The sequence below is a fragment of the Pseudomonas sp. NPDC086566 genome, from assembly GCF_050280885.1.
Classification (GTDB): domain Bacteria; phylum Pseudomonadota; class Gammaproteobacteria; order Pseudomonadales; family Pseudomonadaceae; genus Aquipseudomonas; species Aquipseudomonas vlassakiae.
The window spans coordinates 375,203-395,742 of the sequence record NZ_JBNNWD010000002.1; the positions used below are offsets into that span (position 1 = coordinate 375,203).

General features: G+C 63.1%; 21 protein-coding genes. 10 read left to right on the forward strand and 11 right to left on the reverse strand.

The genetic code is table 11. The annotated features are described in order from the left end of the window. Positions 1 to 11 precede the first annotated feature (11 nt). Positions 12 to 227: a TOBE domain-containing protein gene (locus tag ACQKPS_RS05960; RefSeq protein WP_027595183.1), complete on the forward strand. Its 216-nt coding sequence runs from the start codon at positions 12 to 14 to the stop codon at positions 225 to 227. A gap of 40 nt (positions 228 to 267) precedes the next feature. On the opposite strand, the gene ACQKPS_RS05965 is transcribed toward ACQKPS_RS05960, so the two are convergent. The 4 genes from ACQKPS_RS05965 to ACQKPS_RS05980 all read right to left on the reverse strand — a co-directional run bounded on the left by ACQKPS_RS05965 (position 268) and on the right by ACQKPS_RS05980 (position 5,339). Next, the gene (locus ACQKPS_RS05965) at positions 268 to 900 is read right to left on the reverse strand and encodes a TetR/AcrR family transcriptional regulator (protein WP_254482075.1); all 633 of its coding nucleotides are present in this window, start codon (positions 898 to 900) and stop codon (positions 268 to 270) included. Continuing rightward, positions 900 to 2,477 carry a glutamate--cysteine ligase gene (gene gshA, locus ACQKPS_RS05970; protein ID WP_254482067.1) on the reverse strand — a complete coding sequence of 526 codons (1,578 nt, stop codon included), beginning with the start codon at positions 2,475 to 2,477 and terminating at the stop codon, positions 900 to 902. The genes ACQKPS_RS05965 and gshA overlap by 1 nt, the downstream gene beginning before the upstream one ends. 154 nt (positions 2,478 to 2,631) lie before the next feature. Then, positions 2,632 to 3,015 (reverse strand): PaaI family thioesterase, encoded by a 384-nt coding sequence (locus ACQKPS_RS05975; RefSeq protein ID WP_176509123.1) that lies wholly within the window; start codon positions 3,013 to 3,015, stop codon positions 2,632 to 2,634. Further along, entirely contained in the window at positions 3,015 to 5,339 is a 2,325-nt protein-coding gene (locus tag ACQKPS_RS05980) for a Tex family protein (protein WP_427603147.1), read from the reverse strand. Before ACQKPS_RS05980 ends, ACQKPS_RS05975 begins: the two co-directional genes overlap by 1 nt. Positions 5,340 to 5,557: 218 nt before the next feature. Here ACQKPS_RS05980 and ompR point away from each other — a divergent pair, with 218 nt between their 5' ends. Together ompR and ACQKPS_RS05990 are read left to right on the forward strand one after the other, a co-directional pair. Beyond that, entirely contained in the window at positions 5,558 to 6,298 is a 741-nt protein-coding gene (gene ompR / locus ACQKPS_RS05985; RefSeq protein WP_085273867.1) for a two-component system response regulator OmpR, read from the forward strand. Between the two features lie 13 nt (positions 6,299 to 6,311). Beyond that, positions 6,312 to 7,625: an ATP-binding protein gene (locus tag ACQKPS_RS05990; RefSeq protein WP_313200900.1), complete on the forward strand. Its 1,314-nt coding sequence runs from the start codon at positions 6,312 to 6,314 to the stop codon at positions 7,623 to 7,625. A 65-nt stretch (positions 7,626 to 7,690) separates the two neighbouring features. Here ACQKPS_RS05990 and rimK read toward each other — a convergent pair whose 3' ends face one another. Together rimK and ACQKPS_RS06000 are read right to left on the reverse strand one after the other, a co-directional pair. Then, positions 7,691 to 8,596: a 30S ribosomal protein S6--L-glutamate ligase gene (rimK, locus tag ACQKPS_RS05995; RefSeq protein ID WP_015268602.1), complete on the reverse strand. Its 906-nt coding sequence runs from the start codon at positions 8,594 to 8,596 to the stop codon at positions 7,691 to 7,693. After that, entirely contained in the window at positions 8,593 to 9,075 is a 483-nt protein-coding gene (locus ACQKPS_RS06000; protein ID WP_054885911.1) for an ATP-dependent zinc protease family protein, read from the reverse strand. The genes rimK and ACQKPS_RS06000 overlap by 4 nt, the downstream gene beginning before the upstream one ends. A 109-nt stretch (positions 9,076 to 9,184) precedes the next feature. Here ACQKPS_RS06000 and ACQKPS_RS06005 point away from each other — a divergent pair, with 109 nt between their 5' ends. Continuing rightward, the gene (locus ACQKPS_RS06005) at positions 9,185 to 9,586 is read left to right on the forward strand and encodes an RNA-binding S4 domain-containing protein (protein ID WP_254482063.1); all 402 of its coding nucleotides are present in this window, start codon (positions 9,185 to 9,187) and stop codon (positions 9,584 to 9,586) included. Between the two features lie 27 nt (positions 9,587 to 9,613). Here the strand turns inward: ACQKPS_RS06005 and ACQKPS_RS06010 are convergent, their stop codons facing one another. Then, positions 9,614 to 10,408, reverse strand: a complete 795-nt coding sequence (locus ACQKPS_RS06010) for a phosphatase PAP2 family protein (RefSeq protein WP_427603151.1) — start codon at positions 10,406 to 10,408, stop codon at positions 9,614 to 9,616. 120 nt (positions 10,409 to 10,528) lie between these two features. Here ACQKPS_RS06010 and hslO point away from each other — a divergent pair, with 120 nt between their 5' ends. From hslO to ACQKPS_RS06025, 3 genes are all read left to right on the forward strand, one after another. Further along, entirely contained in the window at positions 10,529 to 11,428 is a 900-nt protein-coding gene (gene hslO, locus ACQKPS_RS06015) for an Hsp33 family molecular chaperone HslO (protein ID WP_254482059.1), read from the forward strand. A gap of 179 nt (positions 11,429 to 11,607) precedes the next feature. Further along, a complete protein-coding gene (locus ACQKPS_RS06020) occupies positions 11,608 to 13,149 on the forward strand; it encodes a phosphoenolpyruvate carboxykinase (protein WP_054885907.1) in 1,542 nt (513 codons plus the stop codon). A 203-nt stretch (positions 13,150 to 13,352) separates the two neighbouring features. Beyond that, a complete protein-coding gene (locus tag ACQKPS_RS06025) occupies positions 13,353 to 13,793 on the forward strand; it encodes an acyl-CoA thioesterase (RefSeq protein ID WP_254482041.1) in 441 nt (146 codons plus the stop codon). 56 nt (positions 13,794 to 13,849) lie between these two features. On the opposite strand, the gene ACQKPS_RS06030 is transcribed toward ACQKPS_RS06025, so the two are convergent. From ACQKPS_RS06030 to fdhD, 3 genes are all read right to left on the reverse strand, one after another. After that, positions 13,850 to 14,329 carry a glycine zipper domain-containing protein gene (locus ACQKPS_RS06030; RefSeq protein WP_254485631.1) on the reverse strand — a complete coding sequence of 160 codons (480 nt, stop codon included), beginning with the start codon at positions 14,327 to 14,329 and terminating at the stop codon, positions 13,850 to 13,852. A gap of 214 nt (positions 14,330 to 14,543) precedes the next feature. Beyond that, the gene (locus tag ACQKPS_RS06035; RefSeq protein ID WP_427603154.1) at positions 14,544 to 16,889 is read right to left on the reverse strand and encodes an FdhF/YdeP family oxidoreductase; all 2,346 of its coding nucleotides are present in this window, start codon (positions 16,887 to 16,889) and stop codon (positions 14,544 to 14,546) included. A gap of 5 nt (positions 16,890 to 16,894) precedes the next feature. Next, a complete protein-coding gene (fdhD, locus tag ACQKPS_RS06040) occupies positions 16,895 to 17,725 on the reverse strand; it encodes a formate dehydrogenase accessory sulfurtransferase FdhD (protein ID WP_283723337.1) in 831 nt (276 codons plus the stop codon). 177 nt (positions 17,726 to 17,902) lie between these two features. On the opposite strand from fdhD, the gene lysM reads away from it, so the two are divergent. After that, the gene (gene lysM, locus ACQKPS_RS06045; RefSeq protein ID WP_254482031.1) at positions 17,903 to 18,343 is read left to right on the forward strand and encodes a peptidoglycan-binding protein LysM; all 441 of its coding nucleotides are present in this window, start codon (positions 17,903 to 17,905) and stop codon (positions 18,341 to 18,343) included. Between the two features lie 82 nt (positions 18,344 to 18,425). On the opposite strand, the gene yrfG is transcribed toward lysM, so the two are convergent. Beyond that, a complete protein-coding gene (gene yrfG, locus ACQKPS_RS06050; RefSeq protein WP_427603157.1) occupies positions 18,426 to 19,088 on the reverse strand; it encodes a GMP/IMP nucleotidase in 663 nt (220 codons plus the stop codon). A gap of 64 nt (positions 19,089 to 19,152) precedes the next feature. Here yrfG and nudE point away from each other — a divergent pair, with 64 nt between their 5' ends. Both nudE and cysQ read left to right on the forward strand, forming a co-directional pair. Further along, a complete protein-coding gene (gene nudE, locus ACQKPS_RS06055) occupies positions 19,153 to 19,719 on the forward strand; it encodes an ADP compounds hydrolase NudE (RefSeq protein ID WP_015268611.1) in 567 nt (188 codons plus the stop codon). Next, complete coding sequence (gene cysQ / locus ACQKPS_RS06060; RefSeq protein ID WP_427603159.1) at positions 19,716 to 20,534, forward strand: 3'(2'),5'-bisphosphate nucleotidase CysQ; 819 nt, start codon at positions 19,716 to 19,718, stop codon at positions 20,532 to 20,534. Before nudE ends, cysQ begins: the two co-directional genes overlap by 4 nt. Positions 20,535 to 20,540 lie beyond the last annotated feature (6 nt).

Genomic DNA, 20,540 nt, shown 5'->3' on the forward strand with positions numbered 1-20,540 from the left:
GGAATCAAGCCATGACCATCAAAGCGATCAACGTCCGTAACCAGTTCAAAGGCACCGTGAAAGAAATCCTCGAAGGCCCGGTACTCTCTGAAATCGACGTGCAGACTGCCTCGGGCGTCGTCACCTCGGTGATCACCACCCGCTCCGTGCGCGAGCTGGAGCTGCAGGTGGGCAGCGAAGTGATTGCCTTTGTGAAGTCGACTGAAGTGTCCATCGCCAAGCTGTGATGCAGCGCGTGACTGGGGCTGCACAGCGGCCCCAATATATTCAATTGGTACGCTTGGCCAGAAACGGCGGCAGATAAAGCCCCAGATACGCCTCGAATACCCGCTTGCCCTCTTCGGCCATGCGCGGGGTGATTGCCTCATGCAGCTGCACCGACCGCGCATACACCCGGTCGCTCAGCTCCATCGCCAGGGCGAACACATCCACATCTGTCGGCATCACCGGCAGGTGGAAGTGCTGGTCGAACAGCTTTTGCATCAGCTCGCCCAGTTCCATGTCGTGCTGCCGGTCGGCTTGCACCACTTCGCTGAGCCCATGCTGGGCCAAAATCAATTGCCGGGCTGCCGCATCCTCGTTGTAGATGTCGAGCATGCGCTGTTCGATCAATCGCGACAGCTCATGCCAGGTGGCAAACGCGCTGCTGTCGATCGGCGCACTCAATGCCTCGCGAAAGGCCCGGTGCACATCGGCGGTCAGCGCCTCCAGCAACGCCGGGACGCTGGCGAAGAAGTGATACACCGACGACGGTGGAATCTGCGCCCGCTCGGCCACGCTGTAGATCGACAGCGCCGCCACCCCTTGTTCAGCCAGCAACTCGCGCGCGGCTGCCAGGATCGCTTCGATCCTGGCCTGGCTGCTGGCGCGTGGCTTGCGCTGGACGGTGCTGCGGTTCATCAGTTGCTGATTGCCAGGATGCTGGCCTGGTAGGCGCCGACGAACAGGTCGAAATCGCCGACTTCCTCCTGCTCCAGCTCCGACTGCCTGGCCAGCGACTCGTGAGCCAACGTCTCGAAGGCCTGTTGCTGCTCGACTGACAGTGGCTGCTCGCGGAAGGTCTGTGCGTGCAGGCGGCTCTGGCGCAGGGAGAATTCGATGAAGGTTTCGTCGTGCTCGGTCATGCGCGCCAGCACCTGGGCCGACGGGGTCAGCGAGGCGTCATCGACCTTGGCCTGCTGGGCGGCCAGGGCCTTGGCGTGTTCGTCGCCACCTTGGGCACGGTCGAGCAGCTCCGCCAGCTGGCCGATGCGGCTGATCAGTTCGGTGGCCCATTCGCGCAGGGCGACAGGCTGGCCGTTGCGATGCAGTTCCAGGCCCGGACGACGGCCTTCCTTGACCACGCTGAGGAAGTTGCTGGTGCACTGACCACACTCACCGTTGTCCAGTTGCGGGCTTTCTGCAAGGGCGCAGAACAGCAGGAACGCGTCGAGGAAGCGCGCTTCGGTCAGGTCGATGCCTACCGGCAGGAAGGGGTTGATGTCCAGGCAGCGCACTTCGACATATTGCACGCCGCGCGAGGTCAGGGCCTGGATCGGCCGCTCGCCGGTGTAGGTGACGCGTTTCGGGCGGATGTTCGAGTAGTACTCGTTCTCGATCTGCAGGATGTTGGTATTCAGTTGCACCCATTCGCCATCGACGTGCGTACCGACCTCGACATAGGGCGGGTAGGGCGTGCCCACGGCCTTGCGCAGGCTGTCGGTGTAGCTGGCAAGGTTGTTGTAGCAGGGTGTGAGGCCGGCCTGGGCGTTGCTCTGGTAGCCCAGGTCGCTCATGCGCAGGCTGGTGGCATAAGGCAGGTACAGGGTTTCGGCGTCCAGTTCTTCGAGCTGGTGCGGGCGCCCGCGCAGGAAGCCCTTGTCCAGTGCTGGCGAGGCGCCGAACAGGTACATCAGCAGCCAACTGTAGCGGCGGAAGTTGCGGATCAGCGCAATGTACGCCGAGGACTGGTAGTCGCGATCGCTCTCCTCACCGCCTTCGGCATCGCGCAGCAGCGGCCACAGCGCTTCAGGCAGCGAGAAATTGTAATGAATACCGGCGATGCACTGCATGGTGCGGCCGTAGCGCAGGGCCAGGCCCTTGCGGTAGACGTGCTTGAGCTTACCGATGTTCGAAGTGCCGTACTCGGCGATCGGTATGTCCTCCTCGGCCGGCAACGTGCAAGGCATCGACGGACTCCACAAATACTCGTCGCGAAGCTTGCTGTAGACGAAACGGTGGGTCTGTTCGAGGCTTTCGAGCACCTCGGCCGGGTCGGCCAGCGCCGGCGTGATGAACTCCAGCAGCGACTCGGAATAGTCGGTGGTGATCTGCTCGTTGGTCAGCGCCGAGCCCAGTGCCTCGGGATGCGGGGTCTGGGCCAGGCGACCTTCGTCGGTCACGCGCAGGCATTCGCGCTCAATACCGTGCAGGCACTGCTTGAGCAGGGGGAGATTGGCGCCGAGCAGGCTCAGGCGGCGGTTGAGGAGGTCGCTCAAGATGTATTCCTTCACGCGTCAGTCGCCCCAATATGGGGGTAGAGCTGACGGTCTACAAGGGTAGGAAGAAAGGAACTGGCGTTGTCGCCTGGTTTACGCGGTTCCGGCAGTGCCAGCGCACTGCCGAAAAATACCGCAGATAGCCCTTGGTGAGCTAGAGAACCGCGAAGGTTCCTTGCGCTTTTGCTACCAGTTTGTCGCCTTGAACTACGTCGGCGTCGACCACCAGGGTACGGCGCCCGGCGTGCAGCACACGGGCAGTGCACAGCACTTCACCGTCGCTGACGGCGCGCAGGTAGTTGATCTTGCATTCGATGGTCACGCTCTGCTGGTCGAAACCGTGACTCGCCGAGCAGGCCAGGCCCATGGCGATGTCCACCAGGCTGAAGATCGCCCCGCCGTGCAGCTTCTGGCCACGGTTGCGCAGGTGTGGCTCGAGCGCCAGGGCCACCTCGGCAACGCCTGTATCCAGGCGTTGCACGCGGCAGCCAAGGAGCTGGCTGTAAGCGCTTTGGACCACTTCCTTGGGAATGTCCATCACTTCTTCTTCAGTTGCTTGGCGTTGGCGAACAGGGCAGCCATGGCATTGTTGGCCGGGGCTGCGGTGGCGGTTTCACGCTGGCGTGGCGCCTGCTGCTGGCGGTTGCCGCCATTGCCCCGGTTGCCACCACGGTTGCCGTCGACTTTCTCGCCCGGGGTGTCGCTCATGCGCATCGACAGGCCGACGCGCTTGCGCGGGATGTCGACTTCCATGACCTTGACCTTGACCACGTCACCGGCCTTGACCGCTTCACGCGGGTCCTTGACGAACTTCTCCGACAGCGCCGAGATATGCACAAGGCCGTCCTGGTGCACGCCGATGTCGACGAAGGCACCGAAGTTGGTGACGTTGGTCACCACGCCTTCGAGGATCATGCCCGGCTCCAGGTCCTTGAGGTCCTCGACGCCGTCCTGGAAGGTGGCGGTCTTGAACTCCGGGCGCGGGTCGCGGCCTGGTTTGTCCAGTTCCTGCAGGATGTCGGTGACGGTCGGCAGGCCGAAAGTCTCGTCGGTGAACTGCTTGGGGTCCAGGCGCTTGAGGAAGGCGCTGTCGCCAATCAGCGAGCGGATATCGCGGTCGGTGCCGGCGGCGATGCGCTGCACCAACGGGTAGGCCTCGGGGTGCACGGCGGAAGCGTCGAGCGGGTTGTCGCCGTTCATCACGCGCAGGAAGCCTGCGGCCTGTTCGAAGGTCTTCTCGCCCAGGCGGCTGACCTTTTTCAGTGCCGCTCGGGTGGCGAATGGGCCGTTGGCGTCGCGGTGGGCGACGATGTTCTGGGCCAGGGTCGCGTTCAGGCCCGAAATCCGGGTGAGCAGCGCGACCGAAGCGGTGTTGACGTCGACCCCCACGGCGTTCACGCAGTCCTCGACCACGGCGTCCAGGCCACGGGCCAGCTTGATTTGCGACACGTCGTGCTGGTACTGGCCGACACCGATGGATTTCGGGTCGATCTTGACCAGCTCGGCCAGCGGGTCCTGCAGGCGGCGGGCGATTGACACGGCGCCACGGATCGACACGTCCAGGTCCGGGAATTCGCGGGCGGCCAGTTCAGACGCCGAATACACCGAAGCACCTGCCTCGGAGACCATGACCTTGGTAATTTTCAGGGCGGGGTATTTCTTGACCAGCTCGGCCACCAGCTTGTCGCTCTCGCGGCTGGCGGTGCCGTTGCCGATGGCGATCAGCTCCACCGAGTGCTTCGCGCACAGCGCGGCCATGATGGAAATGGTGCGGTCCCAGTCGTTCTTCGGTGCATGCGGGTAGACCGTGGTGTGGTCCAGCAGCTTGCCGGTGGCATCGACCACGGCGATCTTGCAGCCGGTGCGCAGGCCCGGGTCGAAGCCCAGGGTGGCGCGCGGGCCGGCCGGGGCGGCCAACAGCAGGTCGTGCAGGTTGTGGGCGAAGACGTTGATCGCCTCGCTCTCGGCATTGTCGCGCAGCTCGCCGAACAGGTCGGTTTCCAGGTGAGTGTAGAGCTTGACCTTCCAGGTCCAGCGGACCACTTCAGCCAACCATTTGTCGGCCGGGCGGCCGCGGTTTTCGATGCCGACGTGGTTGCCGATCATCAGTTCGCACGGGTGCAGGGTCCCGGGCAATTCTTCGCCGACCTTGAGCGAGGCGCTCAGCACGCCTTCGTTGCGCCCGCGGAAAATCGCCAGGGCGCGGTGCGAAGGGGCCGTGCGCAGCAGCTCGTCATGGGCGAAGTAGTCGCGGAACTTCGCGCCGTCTTCTTCCTTGCCCGCCACCACGCGGGCGCTGAGCACCGCTTCCTGCTTGAGGAAATTGCGCAGCTTGTCGAGCAGGGCAGCGTCTTCGGCGAAGCGCTCCATGAGGATGTACTTGGCGCCTTCCAGCGCGGCCTTCACATCGGCCACGCCTCTTTCGGCGTCGACGAAGCGCGCGGCTTCGCTTTCCGGCGCCAGGCCGGGGTCGTTGAACAGGCCGTCGGCCAGTTCGCCGAGGCCGGCTTCCAGGGCGATCTGGCCCTTGGTGCGGCGCTTCTGCTTGTACGGCAGGTAGAGGTCTTCGAGACGCGTCTTGGTATCGGCCAGCTTGATCTCGCGGGCCAGTTCCGGCGTCAGCTTGCCCTGTTCCTCGATGCTGGACAGGATGCTGGCACGGCGCTCGTCGAGCTCGCGCAAATAGCGCAGGCGTTCTTCCAGATGGCGCAACTGGGTGTCGTCGAGGCTACCGGTCACTTCCTTGCGGTAACGGGCGATGAAAGGCACGGTCGAGCCTTCGTCCAACAGGCCCACGGCCGCCTCGACCTGCTGGGGGCGTACGCCCAGTTCCTCGGCGATACGGCTGTTGATGCTGTCCATGTAAACCACCTGACATTTTGTGAATACGGGGGTCGCCGGTGGGCCTTGAGCCCGGTGGCGCTGGATGAAAGCCGCGCATTATACCCATCGCAAACGGCTTGCGGTGATGGCGCCCGGCCAGCCGGAACTGGCGCCCGGGGAAAAATCTGCTAACAATGCTCACGCAACGTGCAGCAGTGGCTACGCCATAATGCGCGGCGATATCAGAGGAGTTATTCATGACCGGCACCGCAAACACCGCTGAAGGTGACAAGATTCTCATCGTCGACGACGACCCGGGGCTCAGCAGCCTGCTGGAACGTTTCTTCACCAGCAAGGGCTACCGCGCCCGTGCGGTGCCCAACACCGAACAGATGGACCGCCTGCTGGCGCGCGAGGTGTTCAACCTGGTGGTGCTCGATTTGATGCTGCCAGGCGAAGACGGCCTGTCCGCCTGCAAGCGCCTGCGCCAGTCGAACAACCAGATCCCGATCATCATGCTCACCGCCAAAGGTGACGAGCTCAGCCGCATCAAAGGCCTGGAACTGGGCGCAGACGACTACCTGGGCAAGCCGTTCAACCCGGACGAGCTGATGGCGCGGGTCAAGGCCGTGCTGCGCCGCCAGGCACCGAGCGTGCCGGGTGCCCCGGGCAGCGAGGACGAGTCGGTCACCTTCGGCGACTACGAGCTGTCGCTGGCTACCCGCGAGCTCAAGCGTGGCGACGAAGTGCACATGCTCACCACCGGCGAATTCGCCGTGCTCAAGGCGCTGGTGATGCATGCGCGCGAGCCGCTGACCCGCGACAAGCTGATGAACCTTGCCCGTGGCCGCGAGTGGGATGCCCTCGAGCGGTCCATCGACGTGCAGATCTCGCGCCTGCGCCGCATGATCGAGCCGGACCCGTCCAAGCCACGCTACATCCAGACGGTCTGGGGCGTCGGCTATGTGTTCGTGCCAGACGGAAACGCTGGCAAATGATGCTTTGCCGTCGATGAAAACGCCGCTCTGGTTCCCGCAAAGCTTCTTTGCCCGCACCCTGTGGCTGGTGTTGATCGTTGTCCTGTTCTCCAAGGCACTGACGCTCGTCTACCTGCTGATGAACGAGGACGTACTGGTTGATCGGCAGTACAGCCACGGCGTGGCGCTGACCCTTCGCGCCTATTGGGCGGCGGATGAAGAAAACCGCGACAAGATCGCCGAAGCCGCCGGGCTGATCCGGGTTACCGGTTCCGGTGTGCCGGAGGGTGAACAGCACTGGCCTTACAGCGAGATCTACCAGCGGCAGATGCAGGCCGAGTTGGGCGAAGATACCGAAGTGCGCCTGCGCATCCATGCTCCGCCCGCCTTGTGGGTGAACGCACCAAGCCTGGGCCCGGGCTGGCTGAAGGTACCGTTGTACCCGCATCCGCTGCGTGGGCAGAAGATCTGGAACGTGCTGGGCTGGTTCCTGGCCATTGGCCTGTTGTCCACTGCCTCGGCGTGGATCTTCGTGCGTCAGCTCAACCAGCCGTTGAAGCGTCTGGTGTTCGCCGCCCGGCAGTTGGGTCAGGGGCGCAGCGTGCGTCTGCCGATCAGCGACACCCCCAGCGAGATGACCGAGGTGTACCGGGCCTTCAACCAGATGGCTGAAGATGTCGAACAGGCGGGTCGTGAGCGGGAGCTGATGTTGGCCGGGGTTTCACATGACTTGCGTACGCCGCTCACGCGCCTGCGCCTGTCTTTGTCGTTGTTGGACAGTGACAACGAGTTGAGTGACGACATGGTCCGCGATATCGAGGACATGGACGCGATTCTGGATCAGTTCCTCGCGTTCATCCGCGATGGTCGGGACGAGCCGGTGGAGGAGGTCGACCTGGCCGACCTGGTGCGCGAGGTGGTGGCGCCCTATAACCAGCCGGAAGAGCGCGTGCGCCTGTGCCTGGAGCCTATTCCGCCGTTCCCGCTGCGCCGGGTTTCGCTCAAGCGCATGCTCGGCAACCTGATCGGCAATGCGTTGCATCACGCTGGCAAGGGCGTCGAGGTGGCGGCCTATGTGTCGGGCGACGAGAGCGCACCGTATGTGGTGCTCAGCGTGCTGGACCGGGGGACCGGGATCGACGAATCCGAACTGGAAACCATCTTCAACCCGTTCATTCGCGGGGACCGTGCCCGCGGCGGCAAGGGGACCGGGCTGGGCTTGGCGATCGTCAAGCGGATCGCGGCGCAGCACGGTGGCAATGTCGAGTTGCGCAACCGCTCTGGTGGCGGTATCGAAGCGCGTGTGCGGCTGCCGTTGGGGCTGTTGTTGCCGCGCAATGCCGTGTGAGGTTCTCCCGCCTCTTCGCGGCTAAAGCCGCTCCTGCAGCCGCGAAGAGGCCGGGGCAGGCCGAATCAGCCTTTACCCTTGGTACGGGTCTGGTTCGGCCCGCCATTCTTTTCAAGGTGCTCGATGATCATCCCGGCCACATTCTTGCCGGTGGTCACTTCGATCCCTTCCAGCCCAGGCGACGAGTTCACTTCCATCACCAGTGGCCCATGGTTAGAGCGCAGGATATCCACCCCCGCCACGCTCAGCCCCATCACCTTGGCAGCACGAATGGCGGTCATACGCTCTTCGGGGGTGATCTTGATCAGGCTGGCCACCCCGCCGCGGTGCAGGTTGGAGCGGAACTCCCCCGGCTTGGCCTGGCGCTTCATCGAGGCGATCACCTTGTCGCCCACCACGAAGCAGCGGATGTCCGCACCACCGGCCTCCTTGATGTACTCCTGGACCATGATGTTCTGCTTCAGCCCCATGAATGCCTCAATCACCGACTCGGCTGCCTTGGTGGTCTCGCACAGCACTACGCCGATGCCTTGGGTGCCTTCCAGCACCTTGATCACCAGCGGTGCGCCATTGACCATCTGGATCAGGTCAGGGATGTCATCCGGCGAGTGGGCGAAACCGGTGATCGGCAGGCCGATACCCCGGCGCGACAGCAGCTGCAGCGAGCGCAGCTTGTCACGCGAGCGGGCGATGGCCACCGATTCGTTCAACGGGTATACGCCCATCATCTCGAACTGGCGCAGCACCGCGCAGCCGTAGAAGGTCACTGAGGCACCGATGCGCGGGATGACTGCATCGAAGCCTTCCAGCGGTTTGCCGCGGTAGTGGATCTGCGGCTTGTGGCTGGCGATGTTCATGTAGGCCCGCAGGGTGTCGATCACCACCATTTCATGGCCCCGCTGGGTACCGGCTTCGACGAGACGGCGGGTGGAATACAGACGCGGATTGCGCGACAGCACAGCGATCTTCATGCAGCACCTGTGACAGGGGAGAGGGTGGCCGGATAGGCCGGTTTGTCTTGTACATATTTCAGGCCGGGGTTGACCACCAGCTGGCCATGTATGAGCGCCTTGGAGCCCAGCAGCAGGCGATAGCGCATGTTCTTGCGGCAGGCCAGGGTAAATTCGACTTCCCAGACCGCATCGCCCAGTGCCAGCGTAGTGCGGATCACGTAACGGGTCTGAGCCTGGCCGTTGGAGCTCTTGATGGTCTTCATGGTGACCAGCGGAGCTTCACAGCGGCGGTGACGCAGTTGCACCACCGACCCGAGGTGGGCGGTAAAGCGTACCCAGCGCTGGCCGTCACGCTCGAATGGCTCGACCTCGGTGGCATGCAGGCTGGAGGTGCTGGCACCGGTGTCGATCTTCGCCCGCAGGCCTGCCACGCCAAGGTCGGGCAGGGCCACCCACTCGCGCAGGCCGATGACTGTCAGATGGTCAAATTTCTTCACGAAGCACACCCTGCGGATAAGGTGGTGAACTGTAAGCACGGCGGGGACTTTTTGCATCCGTCAGTTACGGTAGTACAGTTCGATGAAAGACAGAATTCGAGGAAACGAGATGGCACAAAAAGCCGAGGATGACGACAAGGTCCGCTTGGACAAGTGGCTGTGGGCGGCACGCTTCTACAAGACCCGTGCGCTGGCCAAGGCGGCCATCGAGAGCGGTAAGGTGCACTGCCGGGGTGAGCGTTGCAAACCGGGCAAGGAGCCGCGGATAGGCGATGAGTTCGTGCTGCGTACCGGGTTCGACGAGCGCACTGTTGTGGTCAAGGCGTTGTCGGTGGTGCGGCGTGGGGCGCCAGAAGCGCAGACGTTGTATGAAGAGACCGAGGACAGCGTGCGCCGCCGTGAGCAGGCGGCCGAGATGCGCAAGGCGGGGGCGATGGGGGTTACTTCGGATGGCCGCCCGAACAAGAAGCAGCGGCGGCAGATTCACCAGCTGCACGGGAGTTTCGAATAGCTGGGGCTGCAAGGCAGCCCCAGTGGCTTAGCGGATTACCGCCAATCGCCCGACCAACGGTAGCTTCCCGGCAATGGCAAACAGCGGAGCGGTCCAGCGCAGCAGCAAGGCGCTGCCCTTGGCTGCCAACGGCGTATGGCAGCTCCAGCCCAGCGCCAGCACTGCCATCAACAGGCCGCCGATGTAGTCGTCCTGTCCCCAGTGCGCTCCGGCCACCAGCCGCGGCATCATGAACAGGAGCGCCAGGCCCCAGACCACCAGATGCTGCACGAGCCGGCGGCTGAACAGGCTCAAGAACAGGGCCCAGATCAGCAGCACCGAGGCATGGTCGCCTGGGAAACTGTTGCTTGAACGGTCTTTCAGTTCCCAGGCTTTTTCCAGGTTCGGGTAGTAGTTGCTGAGGTGTACCACGTTGTCGAACACCATCGATGGGCTGTCATGTTGCCAACCCATTGCATCCACCCACTTGGAAAACAGCGCGCGAATCACCACTAACAGGAGCAGCGTGACCAGAAAGCCAAAGAAGGCTTCGCGAACCTGGCTGGCCTTGAACACCCAGTTGCCGCGGATCAGTACGGCCAAAAGGATCAGGCCGACGACGATGTCGAAGGGGCGCAGGCTGCCCACGGTCCAGATGTAGCGCCAGGCAGTGTGGTCAGCCAGTGGCGCGTTCAGGCTATGGAATAGCCACTCGTCGAAAGTCAGGCACAGGATCTGGCCAACAGGCCATAACCAGAAACACAGTAGAGCGATGGGAAGCAGCGTACAGGCTGCCAATGGCCCCCAGGACCACCTCGCTTGGAACAGTGGTCGATTGTCCATAAAATACCTCTATTGCCAACGGGAATCAGAACGCCTTGTGAGCGTTCTACCACGGGATTGCGCAATAGTTCGAAATCCCGTGTAACCATTTTGTCATCATTTTTCAGATAGCCAAAACCTATGAGCGATTTGCCTGATACCGATTTCACCCAACGTTTCATCTTCGACGAGCGCGATGTGCGCGGCGAGTGGGTGTCTCTCGATGACAGCTACGCCGCGGTGCTGGCGCGTCATGATTACCCGCAGCCGGTGCAGGCACTGCTTGGCGAACTGATGGCCGCCACCGCCTTGCTGGTGGGCGCGCTGAAGTTCGACGGCTTGCTGATCCTGCAGGCGCGCTCCGAAGGGCCGATCCCGCTGCTGATGGTCGAATGCTCGGGCGAGCGCGACATCCGCGGCATGGCCCGTTACGAAGCGGAGCAGATCCCGGCCGACGCTACCCTGGAGCAGTTGATGCCCGGCGGCCACCTGACCCTGACCATCGACCCGGTCAAAGGCCAGCGCTACCAGGGCACCGTCGACCTGGACGGTGCCAACCTGTCGGAATGCTTCACCAACTACTTCGTGCAGTCGCAGCAGCTCAACACCCGCTTCTGGCTCAATGCCGAAGGCGGCAAAGCCCGTGGCCTGCTGCTGCAGCAGCTGCCACGCGATCGCCAGCCGGACGATGAGGAACGTGAAGACAGCTGGCAGCATGTGATTGCCCTGGCCAAGACGCTCAAGCCCGAAGAATGGTCGGAAGACAACGAAACCCTGCTGCACCGTCTTTACCACGAGGACGCGGTACGCCTGTTCGACATCCAGCCGCTGCGCTTCAAATGCAGTTGCTCGCGCGAACGTTCCGGCAATGCGCTGGTCAGTTTGGGCGAACAGGATGCCAAGGCGCTGGTCGAGGAGTGCGGCGGTACGGTAGAGATCGATTGCCAGTTCTGTAACCAGCGCTATTTCTTCGATGCCAGCGATGTTGCGCAACTGTTTGCCGGTGGCGGCACGGAAGCGGCGTCAGAAACTCGCCACTGAAACGTTTAATTTCAGGGAAATCTCCTGTCGAATTGCGCAAAAGAGCGGTTCTGACAGGAGGGGCCTACTTTTTTTGGGCGTTTCTGGCATAATCCGGCCACTTTTTTCGCTGTAGTAGTTTTTTCGAGACAACTACAAAACGTTTGGAGCACTCGGCCTCGGGCCGGATGGGGTATCTCATGACGCAAGCCAACAACACCGTGTACACCGACCTGAGCGTCGATGAGCTGGTTAAAGAAGCGCTGTCCCGCGGTGAAGGCGTGCTGGCCGATACTGGCGCACTGGTAGTCGAAACGGGCCACCGTACTGGTCGCTCGCCGGCTGACCGTTTCATCGTCGAAGAACCTTCCACCCAGGCCGCCATCGCCTGGGGCCCGATCAACCGCAAGTTCCCGGCCGACAAGTTCGATGCCCTGTGGGACCGCGTCGAGGCGTTCAACAACGCCCAGGATCACTTCGTTTCCTACGTTCACGTAGGCGCTGCTGCCGAGCACTACCTGCCGGTCAAGATGACCACCCAGACTGCCTGGCAGAACCTGTTCGGTCGTTGCCTGTTCATCAATCCGGAGCAGTTCAACCCGGCTGGTCGCGACCAGTGGCAGATCCTCAACGTCGCCAACTTCGTTTGCGAACCTGAGCGTGACGGTACCAACTCCGACGGTTGCGTGATCATCAACTTCGCCCAGAAGAAAGTGCTGATCGCTGGCATGCGCTACGCCGGTGAAATGAAGAAAGCCATGTTCTCGGTGCAGAACTTCCTGCTGCCGGCCGCTGACGTGCTGCCGATGCACTGCGCTGCCAACATTGGCGAAGAGGGTGATGTGACCCTGTTCTTCGGCCTGTCCGGCACCGGCAAGACCACCCTGTCGGCCGATGAAAGCCGTTACCTGATCGGTGACGACGAGCACGGTTGGGGCGAAGGCGTTGTCTTCAACATGGAAGGCGGCTGCTACGCCAAGTGCATCGACCTGTCCGAGAAGAACGAGCCGGTCATCTGGAAAGCCATCAAGCATGGCGCCGTGCTGGAAAACGTCGTGCTCGACGCCAACAAGCACGCCGACTACGCTGACGTCAGCCTGACCCAGAACAGCCGCGCCGCCTACCCGCTGGAGCACGTCGCCAAGCGCGCCGAAGCCAACCTGGGTGGCGAGCCGAACGCAGTCATCTTCCTGACCTGCGACCTGACCGGTGTTCTGCCTCCGGTTTCGATCCTGAACAACGAGCAGGCGGCCTACCACTTCCTGTCCGGCTACACCGCGCTGGTCGGTTCCACCGAAATGGGTTCGGGCGGCGGCATCAAGTCGACCTTCTCCACCTGCTTCGGCGCGCCGTTCTTCCCGCGCCCGGCGGGTGAGTACGCCGAGCTGCTGATCAAGCGTATCAACGCTTTCGGCTCCAAGGTCTACCTGGTCAACACTGGCTGGACCGGTGGTGGCTACGGCGTTGGCAAGCGCTTCAGCATCCCGACCACCCGTGGCGTGATCGCCGCTATCCAGAGCGGTGCGCTGGTCGGCGCCGAAACCGAGCACCTGGACATCATCAACCTGGACGTGCCGAAGGCCGTGCCGGGTGTTGAAACCGAGCTGCTCAACCCACGCAATACCTGGGCTGACAAAGCTGCCTACGACGAGGCCGCCAAAGGCCTGGCCAAGCTGTTCATCGAGAACTTCAAGAAATTCGAAGTTTCCGATGCAATCAAGGCTGCTGGTCCAAAGCTGTAAGCTGAGCCCCAGCCGTAACGAGAAAGCCGCCCTCCGGGGCGGCTTTTTTGTTCCCCGGTAATCTTGCGGCTAGGGACGCTCCTACAGGTCGCTCGCAATCCCTGTGGGAGCGGCTTTAGCCGCGAAGAAGCCAGCGGAAACAACACAACAGCGGAATTTCTGTTTCACTGTCAGCATCCACAGCCAAGATACGAGCCTGCCAGATGACCGAATCCCCCAACCGCACGGCCTTCTCCCACTTCCACCCAATCCTCACCCGCCCTCAGGACAACGACGTCAACGGCCACATCGCCGGCGCTACCGTGCATGGCTTCTTCGAAACCGCGATTCAGGCCTTCCTTGTCGAACAGGCCGACCTGGACCTGCGCGATGGCGAGTTGGCGGCCTTCGTGGTGAGTTCTGCGGCAGACTTCTTCGCCTTGCCGGGCTTCCCGGATGTGCTGGAGGTAGGTCTTGGGGTGGCGCGGCTGGCAGGCAGTACGGTGGAGTACCGCCTGGCGCTCTATCGCCCGGGGGAAACCGATGCGTGCGCGGCGGGGACGGTTGTTCAGGTATTCATCGAGCGCGCCAGCGGCCGACCGGTGCCGCTGCCCGAAGCGTTGCAGGTAATCCTGGCCGGCCTGCAACTCGATTCGCAGGCATGAAAAAGCCCTGCCGGTGAGGGCAGGGCTCTTTTTGCCTGCGGGCTGAGCCCCAGGTATCAGTCGCGCCAGTGGCGCTTGTGCTTGCGGTGGCCGTAGTGGTGGCCACGGTCGTAGTGACGACGGTCGTCGTAGTCACGACGGTAGCGACGGTCGTCATGGCGCTCGTCTTCATCGGCCTTGTTGCCTAGGTAGTTACCCAGGGCACCACCAGCACCGCCGCCCGCGGCCGCACCGATGTAGCTACCGGTGGTGCCGCCCATCGAGCGACCTACCACGTTACCGCCTGCAGCGCCCAGGGCGCCACCAATGGCGGCCTCGCCACGCTGACGCTTGTCGGCACCGAGGGCACCGCCGGCCGCACCGCCCAGGCCGGCACCAATGGCACCGCCGGTGCTACCACCGATGGAGTTGCCCACTACGGAGCCGAGTACCCCACCCAATGCGCCGCCAATGCCAGCCTCGGTATTGCCGCCTGCCATGGCAACGCCGCTGAGCAAGCTGAAAGACAACAACAGAATCGAGGAGTACTTCTTCATCGAGAAAGCCTCATAGGGATGACGATGGCGAATTTGAGGCTAAGGCGAGCGGCTGGCAACGAAAATCCGACGAGTAACACGAGTTGTACACAATTCTCTAAGTTACTGTATTTGCTATGAAACTTTATCGTTTTTCGCTTGTCTGAGGTATTTGTGACAAAGCCCTGGACCTCGCGGTTCAGGGCTTTTTTCGTTCTTGCCGAGGCGCTTGCGTTTACAGGATACGGCCGTCGTCCCGCGCGCGTTCCAGCTTGATGGCGACGAATTTGGAAGTCGGCGTATGGCTGCCGTCGCCGATGCTCTCCAGCGGAATCAGCGGGTTCACTTCCGGATAGTACGCCGCCGCCTGCCCGGCGGGGATGTCGAAGGCCAGCAATGTGAAGCCGTGCACACGGCGCACATGTTCATCTCCCCACAACGAGACAATGTCGACCTTCTGCCCGGGCTGGAAGCCCAGGCGGATGATGTCGGCCTCGTTGGCAAAAAGTACCTCGCGCTGCCCGCGCACGCCTCGGTAGCGGTCGTCCAGGCCGTAGATGGTGGTGTTGTACTGATCGTGGGAACGCATCGATTGCATGATCAGGTCCGGCACCTGCCCGCTGGCTCGAACGCGCTCGTCGATCAGGGTGTCGGGCAGCAGGTTGGCCTTGAAGTTGGCGCGGCCGGTGCTGGTTTTCCACTGACGGCTGCCGGCGCTGTTGCCGAGGTAAAAGCCGCCCGGGTGAGCCAGGCGCTGATTGAAACCGGCAAATCCGGCAATGGTGTCGCCGATCAGGTCGCGAATGCGCGCGTAGTCGGCCACCAGCCAGTGCCAGTCCACCGGGTGCTTGCCAAGGGTGGCGGCCGCAATACCGGCGACCACGGCAGGCTCCGAGCGCATCTGGTGTGAAAGCGGCTTGAGCTGGCCATTCGAGGCGTGAACCATGCTGAACGAGTCTTCCACGGTGACTGCCTGTGGCCCGTCGGCCTGCAGGTCGATGTCAGTGCGGCCCAGGCACGGCAGGATCAGTGCTTGCTTGCCGTGGATCAGGTGGCTGCGGTTGAGCTTGGTGCTGATCTGTACGGTGAGTTCGCAGTTGCGCAGTGCCTTGGCGGTACGTTCAGTGTCTGGGGTAGCCTGGGCGAAGTTGCCGCCGAGGCCGATGAACACTTTCGAACGGCCATCGAGCATGGCGTGGATCGCCTCGACGGTGTTGTGACCGTGATGTCGCGGCACCGGGAAGTTGAAGCGTTTTTCGATGGCATCGAGCAGCGCCACAGGCGGGCGCTCGTTGATACCCATGGTGCGATCGCCTTGCACGTTGCTGTGCCCACGTACCGGGCACAGGCCGGCGCCCGGCACGCCGATGTTGCCGCGCAGCATCTGCAGGTTGACGATTTCCTGGATGGTCGGCACCGAGTGTCGGTGCTGGGTGATGCCCATCGCCCAGCACATGATCACTCGCTTGCCACGGCAATACATGCGCGCCGCCAGCTCGATGTCGGCCAGCGTCAGGCCGGATTGTGCCTGGATGTGCTCCCAGGAGGTGGCGTCCACCGCTGCCAGGTACTCGTCCACGCCATGGCCGTGCTCGGCGATGAACACATGGTCGAAGATGGCGGGCTCGCCGTTGGCCTGGGCATCGCGCTCCCATTGCAAGACGAACTTGGCCATGCCGCGCAGCAAGGCCATGTCACCGCCCAGTGACGGGCGGAAGAAAGCGGTGTTGGTCGGCCGGTCGCTGTTGGTCAGCATCTCCAGCGGGTTCTGCGGGTGCTGGAAGCGTTCCAGCCCACGCTCCTTGAGCGGGTTGACGCAGACCACCTGGGCGCCACGTTTCACCGCATCGCGCAGTGGGTCGAGCATGCGTGGGTGGTTGGTGCCCGGGTTCTGGCCCCAGACGAATATCGCATCGGCGTGCTCGAAATCGTCGTAGGTGACTGTGCCCTTGCCGACCCCGACGCTCTGGCTCAGCGCCACGCCGCTGGCCTCGTGGCACATGTTCGAGCAGTCGGGGAAGTTGTTGGTGCCATAGGCCCGCACGAACAGCTGATACAGGTAAGCCGCTTCGTTGCTGGCCCGGCCGGAGGTGTAGAACTCGGCCTGGTCGGGCGTGGCCAGCTTGTTCAGTTCACGGGCGATCAGGGCGAAGGCGGCATCCCAGCTGATCGGCTGGTAGCGATCGGTCTGTGCGTCATAGACCATTGGCTCGGTCAGACGGCCCTGGTACTCAAGCCAGTAGTCACTTTGCTGCAGCAGTGCGCTGACGCTGTAGCGAGCGAAGAACGCTGCGTCGACACGGCGCTTGGTCGCTTCCCAGTTGACCGCCTTGGCGCCGTTCTCGCAGAACTTGACCATGCCGCTCTCGGGCGAATCGCCCCAGGCGCAGCCGGGGCAGTCGAAGCCGCCGTTCTGGTTGGTCTTGAGCAGGGCGCGAATGTTCTTCAGCGCGTTATCGCTGCCGACCCAGGCCTTGGCTACGCTGCGCAGCGCGCCCCAACCACCGGCAGGGCCGTGGTAGGGCTGGTAACGAGGGGTGGAGGCAGGGGCGTTGTCCGGGAGTTGCTGGTACGAGGTCACGACTGTTACGACTCCGCCGCAGGGCTGTAGACCCGCGGTGCACTGTGTTTGGGCAGATGAATGAGGTTGAGGTTGTGCTTGCGCGCCCATTGCAGGGCCAGGCCAGTGGGTGCCGAGAGGCTGACCAAGGTCTGGATGCCGGCGCGCAGCACTTTCTGGATCAGCTCCAGGCTGCAGCGGCTGGTGACGATGGCCAGGCCGCCTGCGGTGCTGATGCCTTGGCGCAGCAGGGCGCCGATCAGTTTGTCGAGGGCGTTGTGCCGGCCAATGTCTTCGCGGCCCATCAGCAGTTCGCCCTGGGCGTTCATGAACAGCGCGGCGTGCACGGCACCGCAGTGCTGGCCCAGCGGCGTGTACGCATCGATGCGCTCGCGCAGGCCTGCCAGCCATTGCGCCGGCGGCAACGGCGCGCCAGGCAGAGCGGTCAGTTCTGGCAGCGCCTGTTCCAGGGCTTCCACCCCGCACAGGCCGCAGCCGCTGGTACCGGCCAGCTGGCGGCGCTGGTTCTTCAGGTTCCAGAACGCCCGGCTGGAAATCTCCAGGTCGGCATACATCGCCGAGCCACTGCCGGACAGTTTCAGGTCGTAGATTTCCGCGGTGCCTTCGACGATGCCGCTGCCAACACTGAAACCGACTGCGAAGTCTTCCAGGTCGGTGGGGCTGACCAGCATTACCGCCTGGTTCAGGCCGTTGTAGGCAATGGCCAGGGCGACTTCTTCGGCCAGTGGCGTGCAGGCGCGTTCGCCGTCGCTGAGCTGGACGTAGTCGTAGGTGTTGCTGGCGGCGGGCAGGGCCAGAGGCATGGAGGCTGCGCAGACCGGAGGTTTGCTTTGCATCGGGAAACTGACTGTTGGCGGCTGTTTGATAGCATCAGCCTAGGCCGCTGTGCCGAGCGCGTCTAATCGCTAGGGTCTATGCCTTGATAGACCGCGTCGATTGGTCGCAGTGGGGCGGGCAGGGCAATCCTGGCCTAGACTCCTGGCTCCGAGGTTTACGTCAACAAGGAGCGCGTCATGAGCCTGTTCAGTTTCGTGAAAGAAGCCGGCGAGAAGTTGATCGACCTGCTGACTCCCGGCAATGCCAATGCCGAGGCACAGCTGAAGAAACACGTGGAAAGTGTCGGCCTGGGCAACCCGAACATTTCGGCCACTGTAGAGGGTGACAAGGTCATTCTCAAGGGCGAGGTGGCCAGCCAGGAGGAGAAAGAGAAGATCATTCTTGCCGCCGGCAACATCGAAGGGGTGGCCACTGTTGAAGACCAGATCACCGTGAGCGGGCCGGTCGTGGCGGCGGCGAGGTTTGTCACCGTGAAGAAGGGTGACACGCTGTCAGCTATCTCCGTTGTCGTGTACGGCAATGCCGGCCAGTACAAAAAGATTTTCGAGGCCAATAAGCCGATGCTCAAGCACCCGGACAAGATCTACCCAGGGCAGGTGCTGCGCATTCCTGACTGATCTATGGCAGTTTCGCGGGCACGCCCGCTCCCACAGGATTTCCACTGGTCCTGTGGGAGCGGGCGTGCCCGCGAAGAGGCCCTTACAGGCCAACCAGCAAGTCCCGGTAATCTTCGACCGCCGCGAACTCCTCGGTATCGCGCGGCTGCGCCTTGCTGTCCGGCTGGCGCACGGCCAACAGGTGCCCCACGCCAAACCGCCGCGCACTGCGCAGGATGGCCAGGGTGTCATCGATGAACAGGCTGCGCTGCGGATCAAAGCCGATATCCGCCATCAAGGTGTCCCAGAACTGCGGGTTCTCCTTCGGGTAGCCGTAATCATGCGAGCTGATCAACCGCTCGAAATACGGTGCCAGTTCCACCCGCTCCAGCTTCAGCGACAGCGAATCGCGATGAGCATTGGTGATCATCACCACGCGCTTGCCGGCCTTGCGGATAGCAGCAAGGAACGTATCGGCATCGGGCCGCAGGGCAATCAGGTCGGCGATTTCGCGCTTGAGCTCGCGAATTGGCAATTTAAGCTCGCGGCTCCAGAAGTCCAGGCAGTACCAGTTGAGCGTGCCGGCATTGCGTTCGAACAGTGGTTGCAGTTCCATTTCCGCCATGGCCCGGCTGACCCCGTGCAGCTCGGCGTAGCGCTGGGGCAGGTGGTCGAGCCAGAAGCGGTTGTCGTAGTGCAGGTCGAGCAGGGTGCCGTCCATGTCCAGCAGGACGGTATCGATGGCAGACCAGGGAAGAACAGGCATGGGAAACTCTCGATCAGTCGGCAAGCCACGGTATAGTAACGCGTTCACGCCAAGGAGCTGCCCCATGCGCCAGAAACCCACCGTCCTCAGTCGCGAGATCGTCGCCAGCAGTCGCCTGTTCAGGGTCGAGGCCGTGCAGCTGCGCTTCAGCAATGGCAACGAGCGTACCTACGAGCGCCTGGTTGGCCGAGGCAACGGCTACGGGGCGGTGATGATCGTCGCCATGCTCGATGCCGAGCACGCGGTGCTGGTCGAGGAATACTGCGGCGGCACCGACGAATATGAGCTGTCGCTGCCCAAAGGCCTGATCGAGCCGGGCGAGGACGTGCTGGCCGCGGCCGACCGCGAACTCAAGGAAGAAGCCGGTTTCGGTGCTCGTCAGCTGGAGCATCTGACCGAGCTGTCGCTGTCCCCAGGCTACATGAGCCAGAAGATCCAGGTGGTGCTGGCCAGCGACCTCTACGAGGAGCGCCTGGAGGGCGATGAGCCGGAGCCGATGCGGGTCGACAAGGTCAACCTGCGCGAACTTTCGGCCCTGGCCATGCACCCGCAGTTCACCGAAGGGCGGGCGTTGGCGGCGCTGTACCTGGCCCGCGACCTGCTGATCCAGCGGGGGCTGCTCGAAGCATGAACGACCTGCAACTGATGCACGAAGTGGTCAAGCTCGCCCAACTGGCTGGCGAGGCCATCCTGCCGTTCTGGCGCGCCGACGTGGCAGTGACCAACAAGGCCGACGATTCGCCGGTGACGGCCGCTGACCTGGCGGCGCATCGGGTCATCGCCGATGGCTTGCTGGCGCTGGCGCCGCAGATTCCGGTGCTGTCTGAAGAAGACTGCAATATCCCGATGGCCGAGCGCCTGGGCTGGAGCCGCTGGTGGCTGGTCGATCCGCTCGACGGCACCAAGGAGTTCATCGCCGGCAGCGAGGAGTTCACCGTCAACATCGCGCTGGTCGAGAACGGCGAGGTGGTGTTTGGCGTGGTGGCCATGCCGACCAATGGTCGCTGCTATTTCGGTGGTCGTAGCTTCGGTGCCTGGCGCTGCGAAGGGGCTGCCGAGGCGCAGCCTGTTCAAGTGCGCAATGCGCCGCCTGCCGATGGCCGCTTCACCGTGGTGGCCAGCCGTCGTCATTCCAGCCCGCAGCAGGAAGCGCTGCTGGCTGGCCTGAGTGCTGCTGTGGGTGAGCTGGAATTGGCGAATATCGGCAGTTCGCTGAAGTTTTGCCTGCTGGCTGAGGGCAGCGCCGATTGCTACCCGCGCCTGGCGCCGACTTCGCAATGGGATACCGCGGCAGCGCAGGGTGTGCTGGAAGGTGCCGGGGGCGAGGTGATCGAGGTCGATGGCCAGCCATTCCGCTACCCGGCGCGTGAGTCGCTGCTCAATCCGTTCTTCCTGGCGCTGCCTGCCAACGCGGCCTGGCGTCAGGCGTTTCTTGACCTGATCTGACCTACC

Excerpts from the sequence above, each read along its gene's own strand:
- fdhD (WP_283723337.1), bottom strand. The coding sequence starts at position 17,725 with ATGCAAAGCAAACCTCCGGTCTGCGCAGCCTCCATGCCTCTGGCCCTG.
- lysM (WP_254482031.1), top strand. The coding sequence starts at position 17,903 with ATGAGCCTGTTCAGTTTCGTGAAAGAAGCCGGCGAGAAGTTGATCGAC.
- yrfG (WP_427603157.1), bottom strand. The coding sequence starts at position 19,088 with ATGCCTGTTCTTCCCTGGTCTGCCATCGATACCGTCCTGCTGGACATG.
- rimK (WP_015268602.1), bottom strand. The coding sequence starts at position 8,596 with ATGAAGATCGCTGTGCTGTCGCGCAATCCGCGTCTGTATTCCACCCGC.
- ACQKPS_RS06030 (WP_254485631.1), bottom strand. The coding sequence starts at position 14,329 with ATGAAGAAGTACTCCTCGATTCTGTTGTTGTCTTTCAGCTTGCTCAGC.
- ACQKPS_RS06005 (WP_254482063.1), top strand. The coding sequence starts at position 9,185 with ATGGCACAAAAAGCCGAGGATGACGACAAGGTCCGCTTGGACAAGTGG.
- hslO (WP_254482059.1), top strand. The coding sequence starts at position 10,529 with ATGAGCGATTTGCCTGATACCGATTTCACCCAACGTTTCATCTTCGAC.
- ACQKPS_RS05990 (WP_313200900.1), top strand. The coding sequence starts at position 6,312 with ATGAAAACGCCGCTCTGGTTCCCGCAAAGCTTCTTTGCCCGCACCCTG.
- ACQKPS_RS06025 (WP_254482041.1), top strand. The coding sequence starts at position 13,353 with ATGACCGAATCCCCCAACCGCACGGCCTTCTCCCACTTCCACCCAATC.
- ACQKPS_RS06020 (WP_054885907.1), top strand. The coding sequence starts at position 11,608 with ATGACGCAAGCCAACAACACCGTGTACACCGACCTGAGCGTCGATGAG.
- ACQKPS_RS05960 (WP_027595183.1), top strand. The coding sequence starts at position 12 with ATGACCATCAAAGCGATCAACGTCCGTAACCAGTTCAAAGGCACCGTG.
- ACQKPS_RS05975 (WP_176509123.1), bottom strand. The coding sequence starts at position 3,015 with ATGGACATTCCCAAGGAAGTGGTCCAAAGCGCTTACAGCCAGCTCCTT.
- ACQKPS_RS06010 (WP_427603151.1), bottom strand. The coding sequence starts at position 10,408 with ATGGACAATCGACCACTGTTCCAAGCGAGGTGGTCCTGGGGGCCATTG.
- ompR (WP_085273867.1), top strand. The coding sequence starts at position 5,558 with ATGACCGGCACCGCAAACACCGCTGAAGGTGACAAGATTCTCATCGTC.
- ACQKPS_RS05965 (WP_254482075.1), bottom strand. The coding sequence starts at position 900 with ATGAACCGCAGCACCGTCCAGCGCAAGCCACGCGCCAGCAGCCAGGCC.
- cysQ (WP_427603159.1), top strand. The coding sequence starts at position 19,716 with ATGAACGACCTGCAACTGATGCACGAAGTGGTCAAGCTCGCCCAACTG.
- nudE (WP_015268611.1), top strand. The coding sequence starts at position 19,153 with ATGCGCCAGAAACCCACCGTCCTCAGTCGCGAGATCGTCGCCAGCAGT.
- ACQKPS_RS05980 (WP_427603147.1), bottom strand. The coding sequence starts at position 5,339 with ATGGACAGCATCAACAGCCGTATCGCCGAGGAACTGGGCGTACGCCCC.